This is a genomic window from Bradyrhizobium sp. BR13661, from assembly GCF_029892425.1.
In the GTDB taxonomy this organism is placed as follows: domain Bacteria; phylum Pseudomonadota; class Alphaproteobacteria; order Rhizobiales; family Xanthobacteraceae; genus Bradyrhizobium.
Window position 1 is genome coordinate 161820 of record NZ_JARXWB010000002.1, and the last position, 22229, is coordinate 184048.

A 22229-nucleotide genomic window follows, 5' to 3' on the forward strand; every position below is an offset into this window, starting at 1 on the left:
TCGCATTTTCGGGCGCGTTGATATCGGGCCATTAGCGGGGAAATCCGCGCAATTCCAAGAGCGACGATAGTCATTCTCCTGCCTAACACAATTACCCTTTTGTCCGCCAAACCTAACATAATGTTATTTCTTTCGCCCGCGCCCCGACGCGGTTTTGCCGCTGCCGCGGGACGGCTCGACCGCGCGCATCTCCGCGCGCAGCGACTCGATGAAATATTCGACATGCAGCGACAGCGGCGCGCCGCGCTTGACCGCGATGTAAGTGTCGAACCGGGTCGGCTCGGTGATCTTGATGAGCTCGATCCCGGGATAGCCGCCATGGGCCACCGTGAATTGGTCGATGATGGCGATGCCGAGGCCTGCCTTGACCAGTGCGCACACCGTGGTCCCGAAGCGCGCACGGATGGTGATGTTGTAGTCGAGCCGGTGGCGCGCAAAGATCTCGGCCATGATCCGGCCGTAGGGATCGTTCGGATCGATGCCGATCAGCGGATAGCGGGTGATCTCGGCGGCGGAGACCTGCTTGCGGCCGGCAAGCTCGTGGCCCGGTGGCACGATGCAATAGAGCTCGCCCGAGGCGAGCGGCATGAAGTCGAGTCCGGAATGCTCGAGCCGGTAGCTCATCGCCACGCATTCGCCGCGGCCGAGCATGAGGTAGTCGATGGCTTCTTCCAGCTTGAGGATGTTGATGTCGATGCCCAAATCAGGATAGCGGCGGCGGACGCGCTCGATCGCGCGCGGCACCATCACCTGCGAGATGCTCGGCACCGAGCCGATGCGCAGCTCCGACAATCCGCCGCGACCGATCTTGGAGATGATCTCGGATAGATCGTCGACTTTCTTGTAGACGCCGTTGATCTGCTCGAAAATGTTCTCGGCTTCCGGCGTCGGGAAGTAGCGGCCGTTCTGTCGCTGGAAGAAGCGGATGCCGAGCGAGCGCTCGGTGTATTTGACAAGCCGGCTGATCCCAGGCGCCGACACGTTCAGCAGCTTGGCCGCGCCGCCGATGGTGCCCGTCACCATCACGGCACGGATCACTTCAACCTGGCGCAGCGTCATCATGGTCTTGGCATCCGAGAGAGATCGTCGCGGCGATCTTCTCACGAGAGCCGCCATGTCAGCTAGCGGCAAGTATGCTCTTTCAAGCGCGGGCTTTGATGGGAATGGAGAAGGGCGAGCACGTTCACGATCAGGGTGTTTCGACGCAGATCAGGTTCTCACACCGAAGGACGTCGTCGCGCGAATGGCTGCGTCGGCGCTGTCTGTCACAACCTTCGTCCTAGCGCGTCGGTCCCTCTGGCGATGCGCTGCCGGCGCGTTCGTCTCGCTCGCTCTGCAACACCTCCCGCGCGAACTCGATGATTTTCTGCTTGTTCGCCGTATCCCGGACCGCGAAAAACACGCGGTTCAATTCCAGGCCGAGCACGCTGTTGAGCGCGATGTTCTCGTCTTCCATCGTGGCTTTCCCGCTCTAGACGCCCTAGGTGTAACTGGACGTCACTTCCTCCACAAGTAGATTAAATCTTCGGTGCCGATGCCACACCGGGGAATTACGGACGCGGGTGAATTGAGGCTGTCCCCCAAGACGTGTTATACGGAAGAGCGAGGGTCAGGGAACGCACCGATGTCCGCCGTGGATTATGGCCGGGAGGCGCTGGACTTCATTGAAGGTCTGGGAGCCTATGACAAGGTCCCGGATGCGATGAATGCGCTCGAATCGGCGTTTGGTCGTTTCGGCTTCGAGACCATCATCGTCACCGGCTTGCCGAATCCCGATCAGCGGTTCGCGCAGATGGTGCTCGCCAAGCGCTGGCCGGCAGGATGGTTCAGCCTTTACACGCAGAACAATTACGACCGGGTCGATCCGGTGGTGCGGCTGTGCCGGCAATCGGTCAATCCGTTCGAGTGGTCGGAAGCGCCCTACAATGCCGAGCTCGAGCCTGATGCCGCTGAGGTGATGAACCGCGCCACCGACTTCCGGATGTCGCGCGGCTTCATCGTCCCCATCCACGGGCTCACCGGCTACGAGGCCGCGGTGTCGCTCGGCGGCGTCCATCTCGATCTCAATTCCCGCAGCAAGCCGGCTCTGCATCTGATGGCGATGTACGGTTTCGACCACATCCGCCGCCTGCTCGATCCGGCGCCGTCTCAATCGACGCGCCTGACCCCGCGCGAGCGCGAAGTGATTGCGTGGGCGTCACAGGGCAAGTCGGCCTGGGAGATCGGCGAAATACTGCACATCACGCAGCGTACCGCTGAAGAGCATCTTGCAACTGCTGCGCGCAAGCTCGGTGCCGTCAACCGTACGCATGCAGTCGCGCTCGCGATTCGTCACAAGATCATCAATCCCTAAGCGACGTACTGGGAAATTTCCCAATATCGACTCCGCGCCTTTTCGCAGAGGCTGCCTCCATTGAGTCTGAATGGGGGTTTTTATGATTCACGCAATTTCCGCGGTCAATCGCCACCTATACGAAGACGTGCTCGAGCAGCATTTCAGGTTGCGCCACGACATATTCGTCGAGGAACGGCACTGGGAGACTCTCCGCAAGCCGGATGGTCGTGAGATCGATTCCTATGACAATGAGGACACTGTCTATCTGCTTGCGCTGGAGGGGCGCCGCGTCATCGGTGGCCACCGGCTTTATCCGACCACAAAGCCCTCGATGATGAGCGAGGTGTTCCCGCACCTGGCGGCCGTGCGCGGTTGGCCTGCGGATCCGCTGGTCTGGGAGTGGTCGCGCTATTTCGTCGTTCGCGATCGGCGCGACGGTTCGCTTAACCTGCGACTGATGGCGGCGGTGCAGGAATTCTGTCTCGACCAGGGAATCGCGCGTGTCAGCGCGATCATGGAGACCTGGTGGCTGCCGCGCTTCCACGAGGCCGGCTTCATCGTGACGCCGCTTGGCCTGCCCGCACTGGTGGAGAATGCCTGGACCATGGCCGCGACCATCGACATTCGCCAGGAGACGGTCGATGCCCTGCATGATCGCATCGGCATGGCCTCGGTCGTCCATCAGGACGGACCGCGTCTCGACTGCATCGCCCGTGCCAACCTCTGCGGCCACACCGCCGCGCAACGAAAGAGCGCCTGAGATGTCGAACATGATGCGAGATAGCCAAATCATGGCGCAAACCAAGGACGAGAATCTAGGCTACATGTCCGACATGGCGCTCGAGCTCGCGCAGATGGCGGAAGACTCCGGGCTGGCAACGCTGGCTTATCTGTTCCGGATGGCCGCGCTGGAGGCCTCGACGGCCAATAGCGAGCTCAACGTGCCGGATGATCTGCCCCGCCAGGTCACGTCGCACTAGAGCATGATCCGGAAAGTGTGAAGCGGTTTTCCGGAAAGATCATGCTCAAACAAAGAGCTAAAGCGCAATGACGATTCAACCCAATCTCATCGCGCTTTAGACCTCACCATTATTCCGACCTCACTCAGACCCTCTCCCTGGAAACAGGGGGAGGGTTGTCGTTTGGGTGCGGCAGGCTGCCCCATCCTGTGCGGCAGCCTTCTTGCAAGGCCGATGTTGATCGCATGCATCGGCTTGCAACAAAGTGCATGTCTGGCGTTGAATCACTCTTGCCTCGGAACGATACTGCCATTACCCATTTTTCGGCCTTGGAGAGGCGGGGGGAGCTCTTTCACTGATGGCGACTGTGTTCGGACATCGGCGCGCGTCCGCGTGCGCCTGAAAGAGCTTTGATGCTGCTCGTCGTCGAACAGTTCTTGAACGGATTGCAGTTCGGCCTGCTGCTGTTCCTGCTTGCCGCCGGCCTGACGCTGGTGTTCGGGATCATGGATCTCGTCAATCTCGCGCACGGCTCGCTCTACATGATGGGCGCCTATTTCGCCGCGACCTTCGCGGCGTGGAGCGGCAGCTTCCTGCTCGGTGCGCTGCTGGCGCTGGGTGCGACGCTGATCCTCGGCATCGTGCTGGAAATGAGCGCGCTGCGGCATCTCTACGGGCGCGATCATCTCGACCACGTGCTCGCGACCTTCGGCCTGATCCTGTTTTTCAATGAAGCCGTGCGATTGATATGGGGGCCGGCGGGCCTTGCGCTGCCGCTGCCGGCCTGGCTCACCGTGCCGGTGCCGATCCTGCCCGGCATTCACTATCCCGCTTACCGCCTCGCCATCATCGCCGTGGCGTTGCTGGTGGCGCTGCTGCTCTATCTTGGCGTGATGCGCACCCGCATCGGCATGCTGATCCGCGCCGGCGCTTCCAACCGCGAGATGATCGGCGCGCTTGGTATCAACATCAAGCTGCTCTACACGCTGGTGTTCGGCCTCGGCGCTGCGCTCGCCGGCCTTGCGGGCCTGATGCAGGCGCCGATCCTCACCGTGCAGATCGGCATGGGTGAGAACATCCTGATCCTCGCCTTCGTCATCATCGTGATCGGCGGCATCGGCTCGATCCGCGGTGCGTTCCTGGCCGCGATCTTCGTCGGCATGATCGATACGCTCGGCCGTGCCTTCCTGCCCAATCTGCTGCGGCAGGTGCTGAGCGGCGCCGCTGCCTCGACCGCCGCGCCCGCACTGTCGTCCATGCTGATCTACCTCTTGATGGCGATCGTGCTGGTGGTGCGGCCGGAGGGGCTGTTTCCGGCCAACCGCCGATGAAGAGCTTGCGCCGATGAAGACGTTCACGGTGAGCAAGGTCGTCACGGCCCTGATGCTGGCGGGCCTCGTGCTGCTGCCGCTCTATTCGTATCTTTCGGGTAACGTCTTCATCCTGACGCTGTTCACCCGCATCGTCATCCTGGCGCTGGCCGCGGCGAGCCTGAACCTCATCATGGGCTTCGGTGGGATGATGAGCTTTGGCCACGCTGCCTATCTCGGCATCGGCGGCTACGCCGTCGGCATGCTCGCGCAGGAAGGCGTGGGAAGCGGCTTCATCCAGTTTCCGGTTGCGCTGGCGGCGTCAGCGACCTACGCGCTCGTGATCGGCGCACTCAGCTTGCGCACGCGCGGCGTCTATTTCATCATGATCACGCTCGCCTTCGCGCAGATGGCCTATTACGTCGCCTCAGGGTTGGCGCGTTACGGCGGCGATGATGGCCTCACCGTCTACAAGCGCAGCGATTTCTCCGGCCTGATCAACCTGTCGAACCGCACGCAGTTCTATTATCTCTGCCTCGCCTGCCTGTTCGCGGTGATTTTCCTGATCTGGCGCATCGTCAACTCGCGCTTTGGCCTCGTGGTGCAGGGCCTGCGCTCCAACGAACAGCGCATGCAGGCGATCGGCTTCCCCGCAAAGCGTTATCAGCTGGTCTGCTTCGTGATCTCAGGCACGATGTGCGGTCTTGCCGGCGCGCTGCTCGCCAACAACACCGATTTCGTCAGCCCGGCCGTGATGTACTGGACCCGCTCCGGCGACCTCATGGTGATGGTGATCCTCGGCGGCATGGGAACGCTGTTCGGCCCTGTGATAGGCGCTGTGGTCTATCTGCTGCTGGAAGAATTCCTGTCGCAGATCACCGAATATTGGGCGCTGATCATGGGCCCGCTGCTGCTGTTGATCGTGCTGTTTGGCCGCGGCGGCATCATGGGCCTGCTCGGGAGGCTCAATCGTGGCTGAACCGCTGCTCCGCGTCGAAAAGCTGATGCGCCGCTTTGGCGGCATCATCGCAACGGACAATGTCTCGCTCGACGTCGCGAGCGGCGAGTTGCACGCCATCATCGGCCCGAACGGCGCCGGCAAGACCACGCTGATCAGCCAGCTCACGGGACATCTCGAGCCGCATTCCGGCAGCGTCTCGCTTGATGGCCGCGACATCACTTACTTGCCGGCCTACCGCCGCTGCGCGCTCGGCCTCGCACGCTCGTTTCAGATCACCTCGCTGCTGCTCGACTTCACCGCCGCCGACAACGTCGCACTCGCGGCGCAGGCGCATGCCGGCACCTCGTTCCGCTTCTTCGCCAATGCGCGCAAGGAGCGATCCTTGCGCGATGCCGCGCATGCGGCGCTTGATCGCGTTGGCCTCGCCCATCGCGCCGATGTCCTGGTGTCGAAGCTCAGCCATGGCGAGCGGCGCCAGATCGAGCTCGCGGTCGCGCTCGCCAGCAAGCCGAAATTGCTGCTGCTCGACGAGCCCATGGCCGGGCTCGGCGTCACCGAATCCCAGGGCATGGTGAAGCTGCTCCAGGAGCTGCGCAAGGAAGTCTCGATCGTGCTGGTCGAGCACGACATGCCGGCGGTGTTCGCGCTCGCCGACCGCATCTCGGTGCTGGTCTATGGCCGCGTCATCGCTTCCGGCGACCCCGACGCGATCCGCGCCAACGAGGACGTCAAGCGTGCCTATCTCGGCGACCAGCATGTGGTAACGCGCCATGGCTGAAGAGACGATGGTTGACACGCTGCTCGACGTTGAAGGCATCGAGACCTGCTACGGCCTCAGCCAGGTGCTGTTCGGCCTGTCGCTGTCGATCAAATCAGGCGAGATGGTCTCGCTGATGGGCCGCAACGGCATGGGCAAGACCACGACGATTCGCTCGATCATGGGACTGACCCCGGCGCGATCAGGCGCGATCCGCTTTGCCGGCGCGGAAGTCAGGCAGCTTCCGTCATACCGAATCGCGAAACTCGGTATCGGCCTCGTCCCTGAGGGACGCCAGATCTTCCCGAACCTCACCGTGCGCGAGAATCTGATCGCAGCCGCCGCTGATCGCTTTGGCAGCGCAAATCCCTGGACGCTCGCCGCGATCTACGTGCTGTTCCCTCGCCTTGCCGAGCGCGCCGGCAACATGGGCAACCAGCTCTCCGGCGGCGAGCAGCAGATGCTCGCGATCGGTCGCGCGCTGATGACCAACCCGAAGCTTTTGATCCTGGATGAGGCGACCGAGGGCCTTGCGCCGCTGATCCGCGAAGAGATCTGGCATTGCCTGTCGCTGCTGAAGAGCCGGGGGCAGTCGATCCTGGTCGTCGACAAGAACGTCGACCATCTCGCCCGCATCTGCGACCGCCACTTCATCATCGAGCGCGGCAAGACCGTGTGGAGCGGGACGTCGAACGAACTGATGGCCGAGCCGGATCTTCAGCACAAGTATCTGGGAATTTGAGGTGAGGGGCGGGACGCTGGACCCCTACCAATAAATCCCGTGCCGGTGCAGTTCGCGGATCACACGCGCCTCGGCGGACGGCTCGCGGTGCTTCGGCTTAGCGGTTTCGGCAACCGGCTGTGTAGCCGTGGCGGCTGGCGCGGTCGCGGTTTGCGGTGATGTGACCGGTTGCGGCGAAGCCGGTGCGGTTGTCGCCGTCTTGACATTCGCAGGCGGTGTTGCAGTCGGAGCTTGCGTAGCCTGGGGCGGAGCCGTCGTCGCCGGCTGCTCGGTCACCTGGCTCGCCGCAAGGCTGAGGCCTCTTGAGCCACCCGCATAGGCTTGGGTCGCCAGCAACGACATCGTCGCGATCAAGATCAGCTTGCGCATGGAAATCCCCTTCGTTTGGTCAACCCGTCTGACCTGACTTGGGCCGCCTGACTTGGACCGCCCGACTTGCGGGCCCCCTAGCGGGCGAGGCGGTGCGTGCCGATCTCGATCAGGGTGGTCCGGCAGGACAGGCGATAGATCAGACTGAACAATTGACCCAACATGACCGAACTCCATTGTTGATCATGGCTGGCAACTCTAGACCGCATGTCTTTCAGGCGGTTTTCGCGGCGCAAGGAAAATGGCTTCGTCGCGCGAGGCAGGGATGTCGTCGGAACAGACCGCACGAAGCCGCCTCACAGGGGTGTGAGGCGAGATGCCTCTTTCATCGTCATTCCAGGCGGGCGAGGGTCCCCGATGCACAATTGCGCATCGGGGTTTCGGTACTTGCGCACCATCCCGGAGCGACGCCGTGTCCTCAAAGATCCTCGAAGTGTTGCCGACGCCCCTAAGCCAACAGCTCCAGGAACTCGCCATGGTTCATGGGTCGCGAAAACATTCCGAAATTGTGGTCCAGAGCCATGTCCTGCTCTTCCTGGCTCAGTGCGGCCGTACAATCCTTCAGTGTGATCACGTCAAAGCCGCGTTCGTAAGCGCTGCGCATGGTCGATTCCACGCAGCAATTGGTTAGGAAGCCGCCCAACACGACGGTCTGGATTCCCTTGCTGCGCAGGATGAAATCGAGATTGGTGCTTGGAAATGCATCCAGCCCGCGTTTTCCCTCGATCACGATGTCTCCGGATTGCGGCGTCAGCACGTCGACGATTGCAGCGCCCCATGATCCCTTGCGAAAGGCCTTGTTGTCGACGACGCCCTTGAGGATTCCGTACGGCTTGCCGGTGAGCTCGCCATAGCCTTCGGCAAAGGAAATCGGCGCATGCATCACGGTTGCGCCGGCGTCGCGCGCCCGCTTCACGACGTCGACTGTATTGGCGAGCATGTTGTTTGATTGCATGACGCCCTTGACGCCGTCGTGAAAAACGCCTTTCGGTGTGGTGAAATCGTTCTGGTATTCGATCAATACGAGAGCTGTGGTCTTTGGATTCATCAGCTTTGCTCCGGTTGTTTCCTGCCTCGAAGATTTTTCGGCCGAAAGTGCGGTCTCGCTGTCGAGCAGAGCGAGCCCGATCCCTGCGATACCGGCCGCTTTCAGGAACTTGCGTCGATCATTGTCGATGTGCTCGGTGATTTCTCCGTGGTCGTTCATGTCCTCCCTCCGCTTGCGCCCGAATATGAGCGTCGTTGTTGTTTGCTTCAGCGCGGGCAGGCTATGCCGGATCGTCGCGCAGCGGGTAACAAGCCGCTACTACCGCGCGATCGGGCGAAGTCGTGTGACTGAAGACGGAAAGGCGCGTATTAGCCGGTTACTACGTGCGCGACGGGAAAGGTGTGGCGGCGCTTGCATCACCGGCGTAAACTTCAACTGTTCGCGGTCAATGCAAGCTACGCCGTCGCGCGGAGGCGCTTATGTGCAAGATCTTCGTTCGTGCCGACCCGGTCCTCTACGAGACCAGCACCCGATCGCTGCGGCTGCACGGTGTGGTGACGAGCATCCGGCTGGAGAATCTGTTCTGGCGTGTGCTGGATGAAATCGGCCGGCGCGACGGCATGAGCGTCAACCAGCTCATTACCAGGCTTTATGATGAGATCATCGAAGCGCGCGGCGAGGTGCGAAATCTCACGTCGTTCCTGCGCGTGTGCTGCCTGCGCTACCTGTCGCTGCAGGTTATCGGCGGCATTCCGGGTGACGTCTCGGTGCCGATCTGGTCGCTTGACGCCAATGCCGTACTGGCTCAGGAGCGCAGTGCGTTCGAGCAGCCGGCTTCATCTGTCCAGCCAGCATGAAGCTTCGGCACCGCGCGCCATTTCGCGGCGGCGGTCGTCCTCAAAACATCTCGAAATATTCGCGATGTTCCCAATCGGTCACCTCCGCGAGGAAGCGGTCGATCTCGGCGTCCTTGATGTGGGTGTAGTAGCCGATGAACTCCGCGCCGAATTTTTCGCGGAAGAACGGATCCTCCTTCACGGCGGCGACCGCGTCGCGCAGGCTCTTCGGCAGGAATGGCGCCTCGGTTTCGTAGGGCGTGTCGGCGGAAGGACCGGGATCGAGTTTGCGATCGACGCCGTCGAGGCCCGCGAGAACTTGTGCGGCCATGTAGAGATAGGGATTGGCGGCCGGCTCGCCGACGCGGTTTTCCAGCCGCGTGGCCGCATCGCCAGCGCCGCCGAGCACGCGGATCATCACGCCTCTGTTGTCGCGGCCCCAGATCGCGCGGTCCGGCGCCAGCGAATAGGAGCGGTAGCGCTTGTATCCGTTGATGGTCGGCGTGGTGAACACGGTGGCCGCGCGGGCGTGATCGAGCAGACCTGCGAGATAGAAGCGGCCGAATTCGCTGAGCGGCTGACCGGTGTCCTTGGCCGCCTCCTTGGCCATGAACAGGTTCTCGCCAGTTGCGCGCGAGACGATCGACTGATGCAGATGCCAGCCGCTCGCGAACAGGTTCGGCAGTTTCGGCCGGCACATGAAGGTGGCGTGATAGCCGTGGCGGCGCGCGATCTGCTTCACGGCGCTGCGAAACAGCACCATGTTGTCGGCGGGCTCCAGGCCCCTCTTTGGCGCGAAGGTGAATTCGCACTGGCTCGGCCCGAACTCGACCTCGACGGAGCGCAGGGGCAAGCCGAGGGCGACGATGTCACGCCGCAAAATCTCCAGCACCGGCTCCATCTGATCGAAGCGCTGCTCGGTGAGATATTGATAGCCGTGAGAGAGCAGGCTGACGGATGGCGGCGTGCCGGGCTGTCCCGAATCGTCCGGACGCATGTGCGGATCGTCGAGCTTGAAGATATGGAGTTCGACCTCGAGCCCCGCGACGAAATCGTGGCCGCGGCGGCCGAGCTCGTCGAGTGCCTTGCGATAGAGCCCGCGCGTCGCGAACGGCACCGGGCGGCCGTCGTTGAAGTAGAGGTCGCAGAGCACCCAGCCGGTGGCGGGCGCCCAAGGCAGCACGCGAAACGTGGCGGGATCGGCAACCATCAGCACGTCGGCCGCGCCCTCCATCTCCTTCATGCCGAAGCCGCCGCCTGCGGTGAACACCGGAAACACCGTGCGGTGCGAGGTGTCCTTGGCGAGCATGGTGGTGGTGATGGAGCAGCCGCTCTCCAGCGAGGCGATGGCTTCCGAGGCAATGATCGTCTTGCCGCGCAGGATGCCATGCTGGTCGGGGAAGGCGAGGCGGATGACCTCGAGGTTCTTCTCCTCGACGATGCGGCGCATCCGCGCTGCCGCGTCCTTCTGCTCATCCGACCACAGCGCATGACGCGCGACGAAAGTCACGTTGATTGCTCCTTGCTACCTGTCATTCCGGGGCTCGCGGAGCGAGAACCCGGAATCTCGAGGTTCCGGGTTCGATGCTATTGCATCGCCCCGGAACGACGGTGCCTCTAGTCACTCCGCCGCCGTCAGCCGATGCACGTTGTCGGCAATGTCCTTCGGCACCGGCGCCGTCCACGGCGCGCCGCGACGTCGCTTGACGTCGACTTCCATCCAATAGGTCTCCCAGCCGCGCGTCGGCCCTATGCCGTCCATCGTCGCCGGCCCCTGGATCGAGCGCGCATTGGCCTCGTCCAGGAACAGCATCGGCTTCTCGCCGCCAGAGACCTTCTCGATCTCCTGCCGCAGCAGGCGGCGATATTGCACGATCGCCTTGTCGCTCGAGCCGAGATGCTCCTTGGTGCGATCCTGGATCGCGCCCATCGATTCCACCGCCCACTGGTCATGGACGTTGATGTCGTTGCCCATGCCGGTATAGGTCGCGGTCTGCTGCTCGTGCGGATCGAAGCCGTAATCGTTGCCGCGGTTCTTGCGCGAGACGTAGTCCGGCAGTTCGTAGAGCTCGAGCCGCTGGTCGCGCATCTTTGTCTTGTCGACCGGGTTCGAATAGCTGGTGAAGATCGCGTACCAGTAGCAGTTCTCATCGTCGACAGGCACATGCCACTGGGTGATCGTCATCTCCGTGCTCATGGGAATGACGAAGGCGTGCGGGAACAGCTGATTGGTGACGCGGACATGCGTCCGCTCCTCGTCGATCTCGCGCAGCGCGATCAGCCGCAGGCCGTATTCGGTATGCTCGACATTGATGATCGGGCGATCGTACTCGCGCAGGATCTTCGTCATTGGCAGGTCGCTGCCGGCGGACGCGCCGCGGAACTGTTTGCCGTAGGCGGTGGAAGTGTCCTCGTCCTCGAAGAAGCGGTGCAGATAGGAAGCGTGCGCGGGATCGATGCCGACTTCCAGCGCCTGCAGCCAGTTGCAGGCCATGTGACCCTTGAAGGCAAAGGTGTGCGTGGCGGGCGCGACGAAGCAGTCGATCTCCGGGAAAGCCGGCGGCTCACCTTCGCCCAGATAAGCCCAGAGGATGCCGCTCTTCTCCACCACGGGATACGAGCGCTGGCGGATGTTCTGGCAGAGCTTTGAATCCTTCGGCTCGGCAGGCGTCTCGATGCACTGGCCAGATGCGTCGAACAGCCAGCCGTGGAAGGCGCAGCGCAGTCCGCCATGCTCGAGACGCCCGAAGGCAAGGTCGGCGCCGCGATGGGCGCAGTGGCGATCGATCAGGCCGTAACGTCCGGTCTCGTCGCGAAACAGCACCAGGTTTTCGCCGAGCAAGCGCACGGGGCGGATCGGCCGCGCACCTTCAAGCTCATCGACCAGCGCCGCCGGTTGCCAGTAGCTCCGCATCAGCTTGCCGCACGGGTCTTTCGGCCCGGTGCGGGTGATGAGGTCGTTCTGCTCCTGGCTCATCATGGCGGGTCGCGTCCTTTTCGCGAGGCATTTTTGTTCGTCTATTGAACGAATGGGCGAATTATGACATGACTTGAAATAGCGGCAAGCACTATTTTGCAGGACGATCCCGACGCCATGCCCAAGCTGAAGCGGAGCGACACTGACGAGCGCGCGACGGACTTCGTCGAAGCGCTCGATCGCGGCCTGCGCCTCCTGCAATGCTTCGGCACCAACGCAGGTCCAATGACGCTGAGCGATCTTGCCCGCGCCGCCGAACTGCCGCGCGCGACTGCGCGGCGCATGCTGTTCACGCTCCAGCGCGGCGGCTTTGTCAGCGGCGACGGAAAACTGTTCTCGCTGACGCCGCATGTGCTGACGCTGGCGGCGTCTTATCTGCGCTCCAACCAGCTCGTCGCCGTGTTGCAGCCGGTGCTCGATCGCGTCGCGACCGCGGCCAACGAAATTTCCTCGCTCGCGGTGCTCGACGGCGACGACGTCGTGTTCATCGCCCGCAGCAGTCCGGCGCGGATGTTTTCGGGCGGGCTGGAGATCGGGTACCGGCTGCCGGCATTTTGCACGTCGGTCGGCCGCGCCATGCTCGGTCAACTCAATGAAGCCGATTTACTCGCGCGCTTGAAAAAGACGACGCGCGAGGCGCTGACGCCGCAGACAGTGACCGATGCCAAGACGTTGCTCGCGCGCATCACCGAGGATCGAGCGCAGGGCTATTCGCTGGTCGACCGCGAAGCCGAGCCGCATTTCCGCTCGATCTCGGTGCCGGTGCGCCGCTACGACGGCGTCATCGTCGCCGCCATCAACATGGGCGCGCATGTCGACCGTGTTCCGGCGCAGGAGCTGATCGACCGCTTCCTGCCGCTGTTGCGCGAGGGGGCGGCGTCGGTGCGTTCGCAACTGCTGTGAGCAGTGCTAGCGGTTGCGCATCCAGTCGGCGAGGCCGGATATCGCCTTGTCGAGGTCCTGCCGCGCGGCGGCGTCGGTGACAGTCTCCTCCATCGCCCCGCGCATGCAGAGCAACCACGCGTCGCGCTCGGCATCGCCGATGGCAAAGCCGATGTGCCGCTGCCGCAGCCGCGGATGGCCTTTCTCGGGGGAATAGAGCTTTGGGCCGCCGGTCCATTCGGTGAGATAGCGCTTCAGCACGTCCCGGATCAGGCCGAGCTCGTCGGCGTGCATCGCGCGGATGGTCTTCGCCTCCGGCAGCGTGTCCATGCGGTCGTAGAAGCGGTCGACGAGGGCGTCGATCGTGGCACGGCCGCCGATCCGCTCGAACATGGAGGTGGTAACGTCGGTGGAGGTCATTTCTACAGCGCCACGCTCCGCAGCCCAAAGCTGCGCGCCTCGTTTTGCAGCACCGGGCGCACCGCATCGATCAGCCTTGCCGCCGCGGCGTCGACCGACAATCCTGCCGTATCCACCACCGCCGTCGCGCGCGCATAGAGCGGTTCGCGGCTGAGCAAAATATTGCGTAGCTCAGCCATCGCGGAGCGATCGTCGGCCATCGGCCGCAGATCGCCCTGGCGTCGCACGCGCGCCATGTGCTCTTCCGGCTCGGCCTTCAGCCAGATCGTGTAGAACGACGACAGGATCTGGTCGAAGGTCAGCGGCTCCGAGACGATGCCGCCGCCGGTCGCCAGCACCATCAGCTCGTTGCGCGCGAGCAGCTGCTGAAGTGCGGCCTGCTCCATGCGACGAAAGCCTTCCTGGCCGTAGAGCGCGATGATCTCGGCGACCGAGAGGCCGTTCTGCTGCTCGACCTCCTTGTTGAGCTCGACGAAGCTCCAGCCGATCTTCTTCGCCAGCATCCGCCCGAGCGTCGACTTGCCGGCGCCGCGCAGGCCAATCAGCGCGATGCCGCAGAACGGCGCGCGCCGCGGCGCGGAGGCGCTGCCGCCTGCGAGCAGATCCTTGGCTTGCGCGATTTGCGCGGGCGTTGCCTTGCGCAGGAGATCGCGAAACATCTGCCAGTCCGGCGTCGGATCGGCTGAGGGCAGCAAATCTTCGAGATGCGCGCCCATCGCGTCGGAGACGCGTCGGAGCAGCACGATCGAGACATTGCCCTTGCCGCTCTCGAGCTGCGCGATGTATCGCTCCGAAATTCCTGATACCTTGGCGAGCACTTTGCGCGACATGCCGCGTAGCGCGCGCATGGTGCGCACGCGCTGGCCGAGCTGTTCGAGAAAGCGGGATTCGGCGTCGGGACTGTCGGTCATGAGCCTTCTTTACAGGTGTCCTGCGGCGCGTTTTAATGAAACATAGTGCCTGCTGGCATTGACAGCAAGCTGCTGCAGTGTCTTTCTATGAATTATAATTCTAAATTCTGGGGAGACGACCGTGAGCGAGGGATCCTACAACGCGGTGGCCTGGCTGCTCGACCGAAACGTCGAGGCGGGCCGAGGCAGCAAGCTTGCCTTCGACGATACCGTCTCACGTCTCACCTATGGCGAGCTCCAGCGCGAGACGCGTCGCGCCGCGAACATGCTTCGCCGGCTCGGCGTCCGCCGCGAGGAGCGCGTGGCGATGATCATGCTGGATACGGTCGACTTTCCGATCGTGTTCCTGGGCGCGATCCGCGCCGGCGTGGTGCCGGTGCCGCTCAACACGCTGCTGACCGCGGACCAATACGCCTACATCCTTGCCGACTGCCGCGCCCGCGTGCTGTTCGTCTCCGAGGCGCTTTATCCCGTCATCAAGGATGTCGTCGGCCGCATGCCCGATCTCGAGCATGTCGTGGTCTCCGGCGCCAAGCAGAATGGCCACAAGCAGCTTGCCGAGGAGATCGCTGATGAGAGCGACCAGTTCACGACGGCTGCAACGCATCCGGACGAGCCGGCGTTCTGGCTCTATTCGTCGGGATCGACCGGCATGCCCAAGGGTGTGCGTCACATCCATTCGAATTTGCAGGCGACCGCCGACACCTATGCGAGCCAGGTGCTCGGCATCCGCGAGAGCGACGTCTGTCTCTCCGCGGCAAAACTGTTCTTTGCCTATGGCCTCGGCAATGCGCTGACTTTCCCGATGTCGGTCGGCGCCACCGTGGTGCTCAACAGCGAGCGCCCGACGCCGGCGCGGATGTTCGATCTGATGAACCGTTACAACCCGTCGATCTTCTACGGCGTGCCGACCTTGTTCGCGGCGATGCTCAACGACGAGACGATGAAAGCCGAGCGCTGCGGCAAGTCCTTGCGCATCTGCACCTCGGCCGGCGAGGCGCTCCCCGAATCCGTCGGCAAAAGCTGGAGATCGCGCTTCGGCGTCGACATTCTCGACGGCGTCGGATCGACCGAGCTGCTGCACATCTTCCTGTCGAATGCGCCCGGCGACATCAAGTACGGCTCGTCAGGCAAGCCGGTGCCGGGTTACGCGGTGAGGCTCGTCAACGAGGCCGGCCAGGACGTGGCCGATGGCGAAGTCGGTGAGCTCCTGGTCGATGCGCCCTCGGCAGGTGAAGGCTACTGGAACCAGCGCCACAAGAGCCGCCGCACCTTTGAAGGCCCCTGGACCCGCACCGGCGACAAATATGTCCGCGACGCCGAGGGCCGCTACACCTTCTGCGGCCGCGCCGACGACATGTTCAAGGTCTCCGGTATCTGGGTCTCGCCCTTCGAGGTCGAGAGCGCGCTGATCACGCACCCCGCAGTGCTGGAGGCCGCTGTTGTGCCTGAAGCCGATCCGGAAGGGCTGTTGAAACCAAAGGCCTTCGTCGTGCTGCGCCAGGGCGCGACGACGAGCGATCTGCAGGAAATGCTGAAGGAGCACGTCAAGCAGAAGATCGGCCCGTGGAAATATCCGCGCTGGATCGACGTGGTGGACTCGCTGCCGAAGACCGCGACGGGGAAGATCCAGCGGTTCAAGCTGCGGGAAGGGGCGAATTGAGCGCAGCGTGTGACTCGCGTGGCTGCCGCAAACTCCACTGCGCTCCCTCCCCCCTTGCGGGGGAGGGCGGGGGAGAGGGGTAGCTCAGCAATTGGTGTTTGTCGTCGTGCACGCGATGTTCTTCGTCACACCGGCAGTCCCCGTGTGACACCCCTCTCCCTAGCCCTCCCCCGCAAGGGGGGAGGGAACGACCGAGCGAGTGGCGCATGATTGCGTCCCACGTTGGATACGACGGAAGAAGAGTGACAGCATGACCAATCTCACCCCCACCGGCTTCCTCAGCATCGGCAGCGCCAGCCTCGAATATGAATGGCTCGCACCATCAGCCTCCGACGCACCCACCATCGTCATGCTGCATGAAGGCCTCGGCTCCGTCGGCCTCTGGGGTGACTTCCCTGAAAAGCTCCAGCAGGCCACCGGCGCCGGCATTTTCGCGTACTCACGCGCGGGCTATGGCCAATCGAGTCCCGTGACGCTTCCGCGTCCGCTCGATTACATGCAGCGCGAGGCGCTCGACGTGCTGCCGAAAGTGCTCGACGCGATTCCCTTCAGGCGCGGCCTGCTGCTCGGCCATTCCGACGGCGCCTCGATCGCGACGATTTACGCCGGTTCACACCAGGATCATCGCCTGAACGGCCTCGCGCTGATCGCGCCGCATTTCATCGTCGAGGACCTCTCTGTGAAGTCTATCGCCGCAATCAAGACCACCTATGAGACCACCGATCTCAAGGCAAAGCTGGCGCGCTGGCACAAGGACGTCGACAATGCCTTTTACGGCTGGAATGGCGCCTGGCTCGACCCGAAATTCCGTGACTGGGACATCTCGGAATACCTGGCCTATATCCGCGTTCCCGTATTGGTCGTGCAGGGAAGGGATGACCAATATGGGACATTGCGCCAGGTCGAAATTGCGCAGGAAGAGTGCTACTGTCCGGTAGATTTGAAAATTATTTCAGACGCGGGCCATTCCCCGCATCGTGAAGCGCCAGGGGTGACGCTTGACGCGATTGAGCAATTTGCAAGCGCGGCCCTGCGCGACGATCAGGGTCTTCGGGGACACGCCGCATGATCATGCGGAGGCATATCCATGAATATGCCTTCACATGTGAGCGGTCCGCTGCCGTGGCCGCGATGGACCTATGTGCCGGGCGAGACGGCCGAACTGGATGCCGATTACCAGACACTTGATATGGCCAAGGCGCTGGTGCCCCCGGCCTTCCGCGGCTACGTGCCGGCGCGCCATCCGGCGTTGCGCTATGGGCTGGCGCTGAACGACCGCGGCTATTTCTGGGAATCGCAGGAGGTGCTGGAGGCGCTATGGGCCGCGGCCCCGCAGGGCGGCCGCGAGCGTATCCTGTTGCGAGCTTGCATCCATGTCGCCAACGCAAATTTGCGGCTGCGCATGCAGAAGGCACATTCGGCCGCGCGGCTGTTCGGGGATGCCCTCACTGAGCTGCGCGCGTTGAGCGCGCGCAAGGTCGGACCTGCCGGCGACGGCTTTGTCGAGAGCTTTCCAGTGCCGGCGTTGACGGCCTCGCTCCAGGCCAAGCTCGGCCGTAGCAAGCTCACCAAGGCCGATTGGATCGCGCTTGGCGCTATCGTGCGGTCATGAGCGACCTCATGAAACAAAGTGCATGTATCTGGCACTAGGGGCTAGACGCGCTCCTAAAGATGCACTATTGTGCATCTAACGGTAAAACCAAGACGAGCTCAAGGGTGGCCCATGGCCGGGGAAGATCGACGCCTTGCAGGCGGCGCGACATTCATCGATTTCCAGACCGAACCGTCCCGCTACAAGCACTGGAAGCTTGCGGTCGACGGTAGCGTCGCGACGCTGACTATGGACGTCGACGAGAACGGCGGCCTGTTCGAAGGCTATCTGCTCAAGCTGAATTCCTACGATCTCGGCGTCGACATCGAGCTTGCGGATGCGGTCCAGCGGCTGCGTTTCGAGCACCCCGAGGTGAAGGTCGTGGTGCTGCGCTCGGCCAAGAACCGCGTGTTCTGCGCCGGCGCCAACATCCGCATGCTCGCGGGCTCGACCCACGCCCACAAGGTGAACTTCTGCAAGTTCACCAACGAGACCCGCAACGGCATGGAGGATTCGTCCGAGAATTCCGGCCAGCGCTTCATCACCGTGGTGAACGGCTCGGCTGCCGGCGGCGGCTATGAGCTCGCACTTGCGACCGACCACATCATCCTCGCCGACGACGGCGCCTCTGCCGTGGCGCTGCCTGAAGTGCCGCTGCTGGCGGTGCTGCCGGGCACCGGCGGCCTCACCCGCGTCGTCGACAAGCGCAAGGTGCGCCGCGACCACGCCGACTTCTTCTGCACCATCGAGGAAGGCGTGAAGGGCAAGCGCGCCGTGCAGTGGCGCCTGGTTGACGAGATTGCGCCGAACTCCAAGCTCGAGGCCAGGATCGTCGAGCGCGCGAAGGAGTTCGCCGGCCAATCGAAGCGCGCCGGGGGCGGCAAGGGCATCGCGCTGGCGCCGCTCAAGCGGATGATCGACGAGACCAGCATCCGCTACGGCTTTGTCACCGTCGACATCGACCGCGCCGCGCGGATCGCCACCATCTCGATCAAGGCGCCGGAAGCAGCTCCCCCGGCCGACATCGACGGCATGATGGCGCAGGGCGCCTCGTTCTGGCCGCTGCAGGTCGCGCGCGAGCTCGACGACGCCATCCTGCACCTGCGCATCAACGAGCTCGAGATCGCGATGCTCGTCTTCAAGAGCCATGGCGACCGCGCCCATGTGCTCGCTGGCGATGCCTTCCTCGAAGCCAACAAGGCGCACTGGCTGGTCAACGAGATCAGGCATTACTGGAAGCGCGTGCTCAAGCGCATTGACGTCACCTCGCGCACGCTGGTGACGTTGGTCGAGCCCGGTTCGTGCTTTGCCGGTACGCTCGCCGAGCTCGTCTTCGCTGCCGACCGCTCCTACATGCTGATCGGCACGCGGCAGGGCGACAACCAGCCGCCTCCGTCGATCGAATTGTCTGCAATGAATTTTGGCCCGTACCCGATGAGCCATGGCCTGACGCGGCTGGAGTCGCGCTTCCAAGCCGATCCGGCTGACGTGGAGCGCGCCGAAGCCACACTCGGCACCGCGCTCGACGCCGAGCAGGCCGAAGAACTCGGCCTCGTCACCTTCGCGCTCGACGATATCGATTGGGACGACGAAGTCCGCGTGTTCCTGGAGGAGCGCGCCAGCTTTTCGCCCGACAGCCTCACCGGCATGGAAGCGAGCCTGCGCTTCGTCGGTCCGGAGACGATGGAGTCGAAGATCTTTGCGCGCCTCACCGCCTGGCAGAACTGGATCTTCCAGCGCCCGAACGCGGTCGGCGAGGAAGGCGCGCTGCGCCGCTATGGCAGCGGCCAGAAGCCGAAATTCGATATGACGCGGGTTTAACGATTTTCTTGTCCCGGGCGCGGCGCAGCGCGAAGCGGTGCGACGCAGAACCGGGACCTAGACGGACCAGGCAATTGGTCCCGGCTCAGCAGTGCAGCACTTCGCGCCGCACTGCGTCCGGGACACGAGACGGAGCAAGGAGCACGGCCATGAACATGAACATCATGAACGTCGACTACTCGACCAAGATTCCCAACAACGTGAATCTCGCCGAAGACCGCCAGGTGCTGAAGGCGCTGGAAGGCTGGCATCCCGGCTACATGGATTGGTGGAGCGATATGGGCCCGGAGGGCTTCCAGGAATCGCTGGTCTATTTGCGCACCGCTTACTCCGTCGATCCGCGCGGCTGGGCCAAGTTCGACTATGTCCGCATGCCCGAATATCGCTGGGGCATTCTCCTTGCTCCCCAGGAGGAAAATCGCGTCGTCCCCTTCGGCGAGCACTATGGCGAGCCGGCCTGGCAGGAAGTCCCGGGCGAATATCGTGCCCTGCTGCGCCGCCTGATCGTGATCCAGGGCGACACCGAGCCGGCCTCGGTCGAGCAGCAGCGTCATCTCGGCAAGACCGCGCCCTCGCTCTACGACATGCGCAACCTGTTCCAGGTCAACGTCGAGGAGGGCCGTCATCTCTGGGCGATGGTCTATCTGCTGCAGAAATATTTCGGCCGCGACGGCCGCGAAGAAGCGGACGATTTGCTGCGCCGCCGCTCCGGCGATGCCGATGCGCCGCGCATGCTGGGCGCCTTCAACGAGGCGACGCCGGACTGGCTGTCCTTCTTCATGTTCACCTACTTCACCGATCGTGACGGCAAGATGCAGCTGCACAGCCTCGCGCAGTCGGGCTTCGATCCGCTGTCGCGCACCTGCCGCTTCATGCTCACGGAAGAAGCGCATCACATGTTCGTCGGCGAGACCGGCATCACCCGTGTCGTGCAGCGCACCTGCGATGCCATGCGCGAAGCCCGTATCAGCGATCCGACCGACATCGCCAAGGTCCGCGCGCTCGGCGTGATCGATCTTCCGACCATCCAGAAGAAGCTGAACCTGCACTACACGCTGTCGCTCGACCTGTTCGGCTCGGAAGTCTCGACCAACGCGGCCAATGCCTTCAACACCGGCATCAAGGGCCGCTACCACGAGACCCAGATCGACGACGATCACCAGCTCAAGAACTCGACGTATCCGGTGCTGAAGCTGATCAACGGCGAGATCAAGTTGGTCGACGAGCCGGCGCTGACCGCGCTCAACATGCGCCTGCGCGACGATTACAGCCAGGATTGCGTCAAGGGCATGCTGCGCTGGAATAAGGTGATCTCGACCGCCGGCTACGACTTCCAGCTCAGGCTGCCGAACGTCGCCTTCCACCGCCACATCGGCGAGTTCAAGGATGTGCATGCGACGCCGGATGGTCTCTTGATCGACGACGCCACCTGGGCCAGGCGCAAGGACGATTGGCTGCCCTCGATCGCCGATGGCGACTTCATCACCTCGCTGATGCAGCCCGTCACCGAAACCGGCAAGTACGCCTCCTGGATCTCGCCGCCCAAGGTCGGCATCGACAACAAACCCGGCGATTTCGAGTACGTGAAGATCGAGTCGTAAAGGTTGCTAGCGAGACGCGATGGCCGCGCCAAACTCTCTCCTGTCGTCCCGGCGAAGGCCGGGACCCATAACCACAGGACGTGGCTTGGCGAAGATTGGTTGTTCGGTACACCGACCAACCGCAATCGATAGATTCCGCGGTATGGGTCCCGGCCTTCGCCGGGACGACACCGGAGTGTGGCGCGATACCGCGCCGTGAGCCCGCCTACCCCGCGATCTCCAGCCCCGCATTGGCGTACACCACGCCGCCATCGACCGCGATGGTGTTGCCCACCACGTAATCGCCCGCGCGCGAGGCGAGATAGATCGCAACGCCCGCCATGTCCTCGTCGGTGCCGATGCGGCGCGCCGGAATGCGTTTTGCCACTTCGTCCGAATGGTCGCGCGCGGCGCGGTTCATGTCGGACTTGAACGCGCCCGGCGCGATCGCGGTGACGTTGATGTTGTCCTTGATCAGCTTCGTCGCCATGCGCCGCGTCAGATGGATCACCGCCGCCTTGCTCGCGGCATAGGAATAGGTCTCGCCCGGATTGACGAAAATGCCATCGACCGAGGCGATGTTGATGACCTTGGCGGGCCGCTCATGCGAGGCCGCCGCGCGCAGCGGCTTGGCCAGCGCCTTGGTCAGGAAGAACAGCGATTTGACGTTGAGGTCCATCACCTTGTCCCAGCCGCTCTCGGGGAATTCGTCGAACTCCGCGCCCCAGGCCGCGCCCGCATTGTTGACGAGGATGTCGAGCTTCGGCTCGAGCTTGATGATTTCGGATGCAAGCTTGTTGCAGCCCTCGACGGTCGAGATGTCGATCGGCAGCGCGATGCATTCGCCGTCATATTGCGCCGAGAGTTCTTTTGCCGTGGCTTCGCAGGGACCGGCCTTGCGCGCGGTGATGTAGACCTTCGCAGCGCCGGCGCCAAGGAATCCGGCCGCGATCATCTTGCCGATGCCGCGCGAGCCGCCGGTCACGAGTGCGATACGGCCTTTGAGCGAGAATAGATCGTTGGACATGATGCCTCCCTTGAGTTTGCGACGTTTTGAGCGCCGCCGGGAGGGGAGTCAATCTCAACGTCGTCCTGGCGAAAGCCAGGACCCATTACCCCAGGGAGTG

The 22229-nt window shown here is 63.3% G+C and carries 23 protein-coding genes; 14 read left to right on the plus strand and 9 right to left on the minus strand.

Annotated elements, in window-relative coordinates; all coding sequences use genetic code 11:
- Positions 1-123: 123 nt before the first annotated feature.
- Both M2427_RS03915 and M2427_RS03920 read right to left on the minus strand, forming a co-directional pair.
- Complete coding sequence (locus tag M2427_RS03915) at positions 124-1062, minus strand: LysR family transcriptional regulator (protein WP_280704858.1); 939 nt, start codon at positions 1060-1062, stop codon at positions 124-126.
- A 217-nt stretch (positions 1063-1279) separates the two neighbouring features.
- Positions 1280-1456, minus strand: coding sequence for a hypothetical protein (locus M2427_RS03920; RefSeq protein WP_280704860.1), 177 nt, complete (start codon positions 1454-1456; stop codon positions 1280-1282).
- Positions 1457-1624: 168 nt separating this feature from the next.
- Here M2427_RS03920 and M2427_RS03925 point away from each other — a divergent pair, with 168 nt between their 5' ends.
- The 7 genes from M2427_RS03925 to M2427_RS03955 all read left to right on the plus strand — a co-directional run bounded on the left by M2427_RS03925 (position 1625) and on the right by M2427_RS03955 (position 7064).
- Positions 1625-2353, plus strand: coding sequence for a LuxR family transcriptional regulator (locus M2427_RS03925; RefSeq protein ID WP_280704861.1), 729 nt, complete (start codon positions 1625-1627; stop codon positions 2351-2353).
- 82 nt (positions 2354-2435) lie between these two features.
- A complete protein-coding gene (locus tag M2427_RS03930; protein WP_280704862.1) occupies positions 2436-3095 on the plus strand; it encodes an acyl-homoserine-lactone synthase in 660 nt (219 codons plus the stop codon).
- A gap of 1 nt (position 3096) precedes the next feature.
- Positions 3097-3315 (plus strand): hypothetical protein, encoded by a 219-nt coding sequence (locus M2427_RS03935; protein ID WP_128954484.1) that lies wholly within the window; start codon positions 3097-3099, stop codon positions 3313-3315.
- Between the two features lie 392 nt (positions 3316-3707).
- On the plus strand, positions 3708-4625 hold the full coding sequence (locus M2427_RS03940; protein WP_280704864.1) for a branched-chain amino acid ABC transporter permease: 918 nt from the start codon (positions 3708-3710) through the stop codon (positions 4623-4625).
- Positions 4626-4638: 13 nt separating this feature from the next.
- Positions 4639-5583 (plus strand): branched-chain amino acid ABC transporter permease, encoded by a 945-nt coding sequence (locus M2427_RS03945; RefSeq protein ID WP_280704865.1) that lies wholly within the window; start codon positions 4639-4641, stop codon positions 5581-5583.
- Positions 5576-6343, plus strand: a complete 768-nt coding sequence (locus M2427_RS03950) for an ABC transporter ATP-binding protein (protein ID WP_280704866.1) — start codon at positions 5576-5578, stop codon at positions 6341-6343. The genes M2427_RS03945 and M2427_RS03950 overlap by 8 nt, the downstream gene beginning before the upstream one ends.
- Positions 6336-7064, plus strand: a complete 729-nt coding sequence (locus tag M2427_RS03955) for an ABC transporter ATP-binding protein (RefSeq protein ID WP_280704867.1) — start codon at positions 6336-6338, stop codon at positions 7062-7064. The genes M2427_RS03950 and M2427_RS03955 overlap by 8 nt, the downstream gene beginning before the upstream one ends.
- Before the next feature lie 24 nt (positions 7065-7088).
- Here M2427_RS03955 and M2427_RS03960 read toward each other — a convergent pair whose 3' ends face one another.
- On the minus strand, positions 7089-7433 hold the full coding sequence (locus M2427_RS03960; RefSeq protein WP_280704868.1) for a hypothetical protein: 345 nt from the start codon (positions 7431-7433) through the stop codon (positions 7089-7091).
- A 448-nt stretch (positions 7434-7881) separates the two neighbouring features.
- Complete coding sequence (locus M2427_RS03965) at positions 7882-8640, minus strand: cysteine hydrolase (protein WP_280704869.1); 759 nt, start codon at positions 8638-8640, stop codon at positions 7882-7884.
- A gap of 260 nt (positions 8641-8900) precedes the next feature.
- Here M2427_RS03965 and M2427_RS03970 point away from each other — a divergent pair, with 260 nt between their 5' ends.
- The gene (locus tag M2427_RS03970; RefSeq protein ID WP_280704870.1) at positions 8901-9278 is read left to right on the plus strand and encodes a ribbon-helix-helix domain-containing protein; all 378 of its coding nucleotides are present in this window, start codon (positions 8901-8903) and stop codon (positions 9276-9278) included.
- Between the two features lie 40 nt (positions 9279-9318).
- Here the strand turns inward: M2427_RS03970 and M2427_RS03975 are convergent, their stop codons facing one another.
- Both M2427_RS03975 and M2427_RS03980 read right to left on the minus strand, forming a co-directional pair.
- Positions 9319-10767, minus strand: coding sequence for a glutamine synthetase family protein (locus M2427_RS03975; protein WP_280704871.1), 1449 nt, complete (start codon positions 10765-10767; stop codon positions 9319-9321).
- 111 nt (positions 10768-10878) lie between these two features.
- Complete coding sequence (locus M2427_RS03980; RefSeq protein ID WP_280704872.1) at positions 10879-12237, minus strand: aromatic ring-hydroxylating dioxygenase subunit alpha; 1359 nt, start codon at positions 12235-12237, stop codon at positions 10879-10881.
- Positions 12238-12351: 114 nt separating this feature from the next.
- On the opposite strand from M2427_RS03980, the gene M2427_RS03985 reads away from it, so the two are divergent.
- Positions 12352-13137 (plus strand): IclR family transcriptional regulator C-terminal domain-containing protein, encoded by a 786-nt coding sequence (locus M2427_RS03985; protein ID WP_280704873.1) that lies wholly within the window; start codon positions 12352-12354, stop codon positions 13135-13137.
- A 6-nt stretch (positions 13138-13143) separates the two neighbouring features.
- Here the strand turns inward: M2427_RS03985 and M2427_RS03990 are convergent, their stop codons facing one another.
- Together M2427_RS03990 and M2427_RS03995 are read right to left on the minus strand one after the other, a co-directional pair.
- On the minus strand, positions 13144-13536 hold the full coding sequence (locus M2427_RS03990) for a group II truncated hemoglobin (RefSeq protein ID WP_280704875.1): 393 nt from the start codon (positions 13534-13536) through the stop codon (positions 13144-13146).
- Between the two features lie 2 nt (positions 13537-13538).
- Positions 13539-14447 (minus strand): helix-turn-helix transcriptional regulator, encoded by a 909-nt coding sequence (locus M2427_RS03995; protein ID WP_200471348.1) that lies wholly within the window; start codon positions 14445-14447, stop codon positions 13539-13541.
- A 121-nt stretch (positions 14448-14568) separates the two neighbouring features.
- On the opposite strand from M2427_RS03995, the gene M2427_RS04000 reads away from it, so the two are divergent.
- The 5 genes from M2427_RS04000 to boxB all read left to right on the plus strand — a co-directional run bounded on the left by M2427_RS04000 (position 14569) and on the right by boxB (position 21123).
- Complete coding sequence (locus tag M2427_RS04000; RefSeq protein WP_280704876.1) at positions 14569-16110, plus strand: benzoate-CoA ligase family protein; 1542 nt, start codon at positions 14569-14571, stop codon at positions 16108-16110.
- Between the two features lie 250 nt (positions 16111-16360).
- Positions 16361-17179 (plus strand): alpha/beta hydrolase, encoded by an 819-nt coding sequence (locus tag M2427_RS04005; protein WP_280704877.1) that lies wholly within the window; start codon positions 16361-16363, stop codon positions 17177-17179.
- 18 nt (positions 17180-17197) lie between these two features.
- On the plus strand, positions 17198-17722 hold the full coding sequence (locus tag M2427_RS04010; protein ID WP_280704878.1) for a DUF309 domain-containing protein: 525 nt from the start codon (positions 17198-17200) through the stop codon (positions 17720-17722).
- A gap of 111 nt (positions 17723-17833) precedes the next feature.
- Complete coding sequence (boxC, locus tag M2427_RS04015) at positions 17834-19522, plus strand: 2,3-epoxybenzoyl-CoA dihydrolase (RefSeq protein WP_280704879.1); 1689 nt, start codon at positions 17834-17836, stop codon at positions 19520-19522.
- Between the two features lie 149 nt (positions 19523-19671).
- Positions 19672-21123: a benzoyl-CoA 2,3-epoxidase subunit BoxB gene (gene boxB / locus M2427_RS04020; RefSeq protein WP_280704880.1), complete on the plus strand. Its 1452-nt coding sequence runs from the start codon at positions 19672-19674 to the stop codon at positions 21121-21123.
- Positions 21124-21328: 205 nt separating this feature from the next.
- Here the strand turns inward: boxB and M2427_RS04025 are convergent, their stop codons facing one another.
- Entirely contained in the window at positions 21329-22129 is an 801-nt protein-coding gene (locus tag M2427_RS04025; protein ID WP_128968886.1) for an SDR family oxidoreductase, read from the minus strand.
- Between the last annotated feature and the right edge of the window lie 100 nt (positions 22130-22229).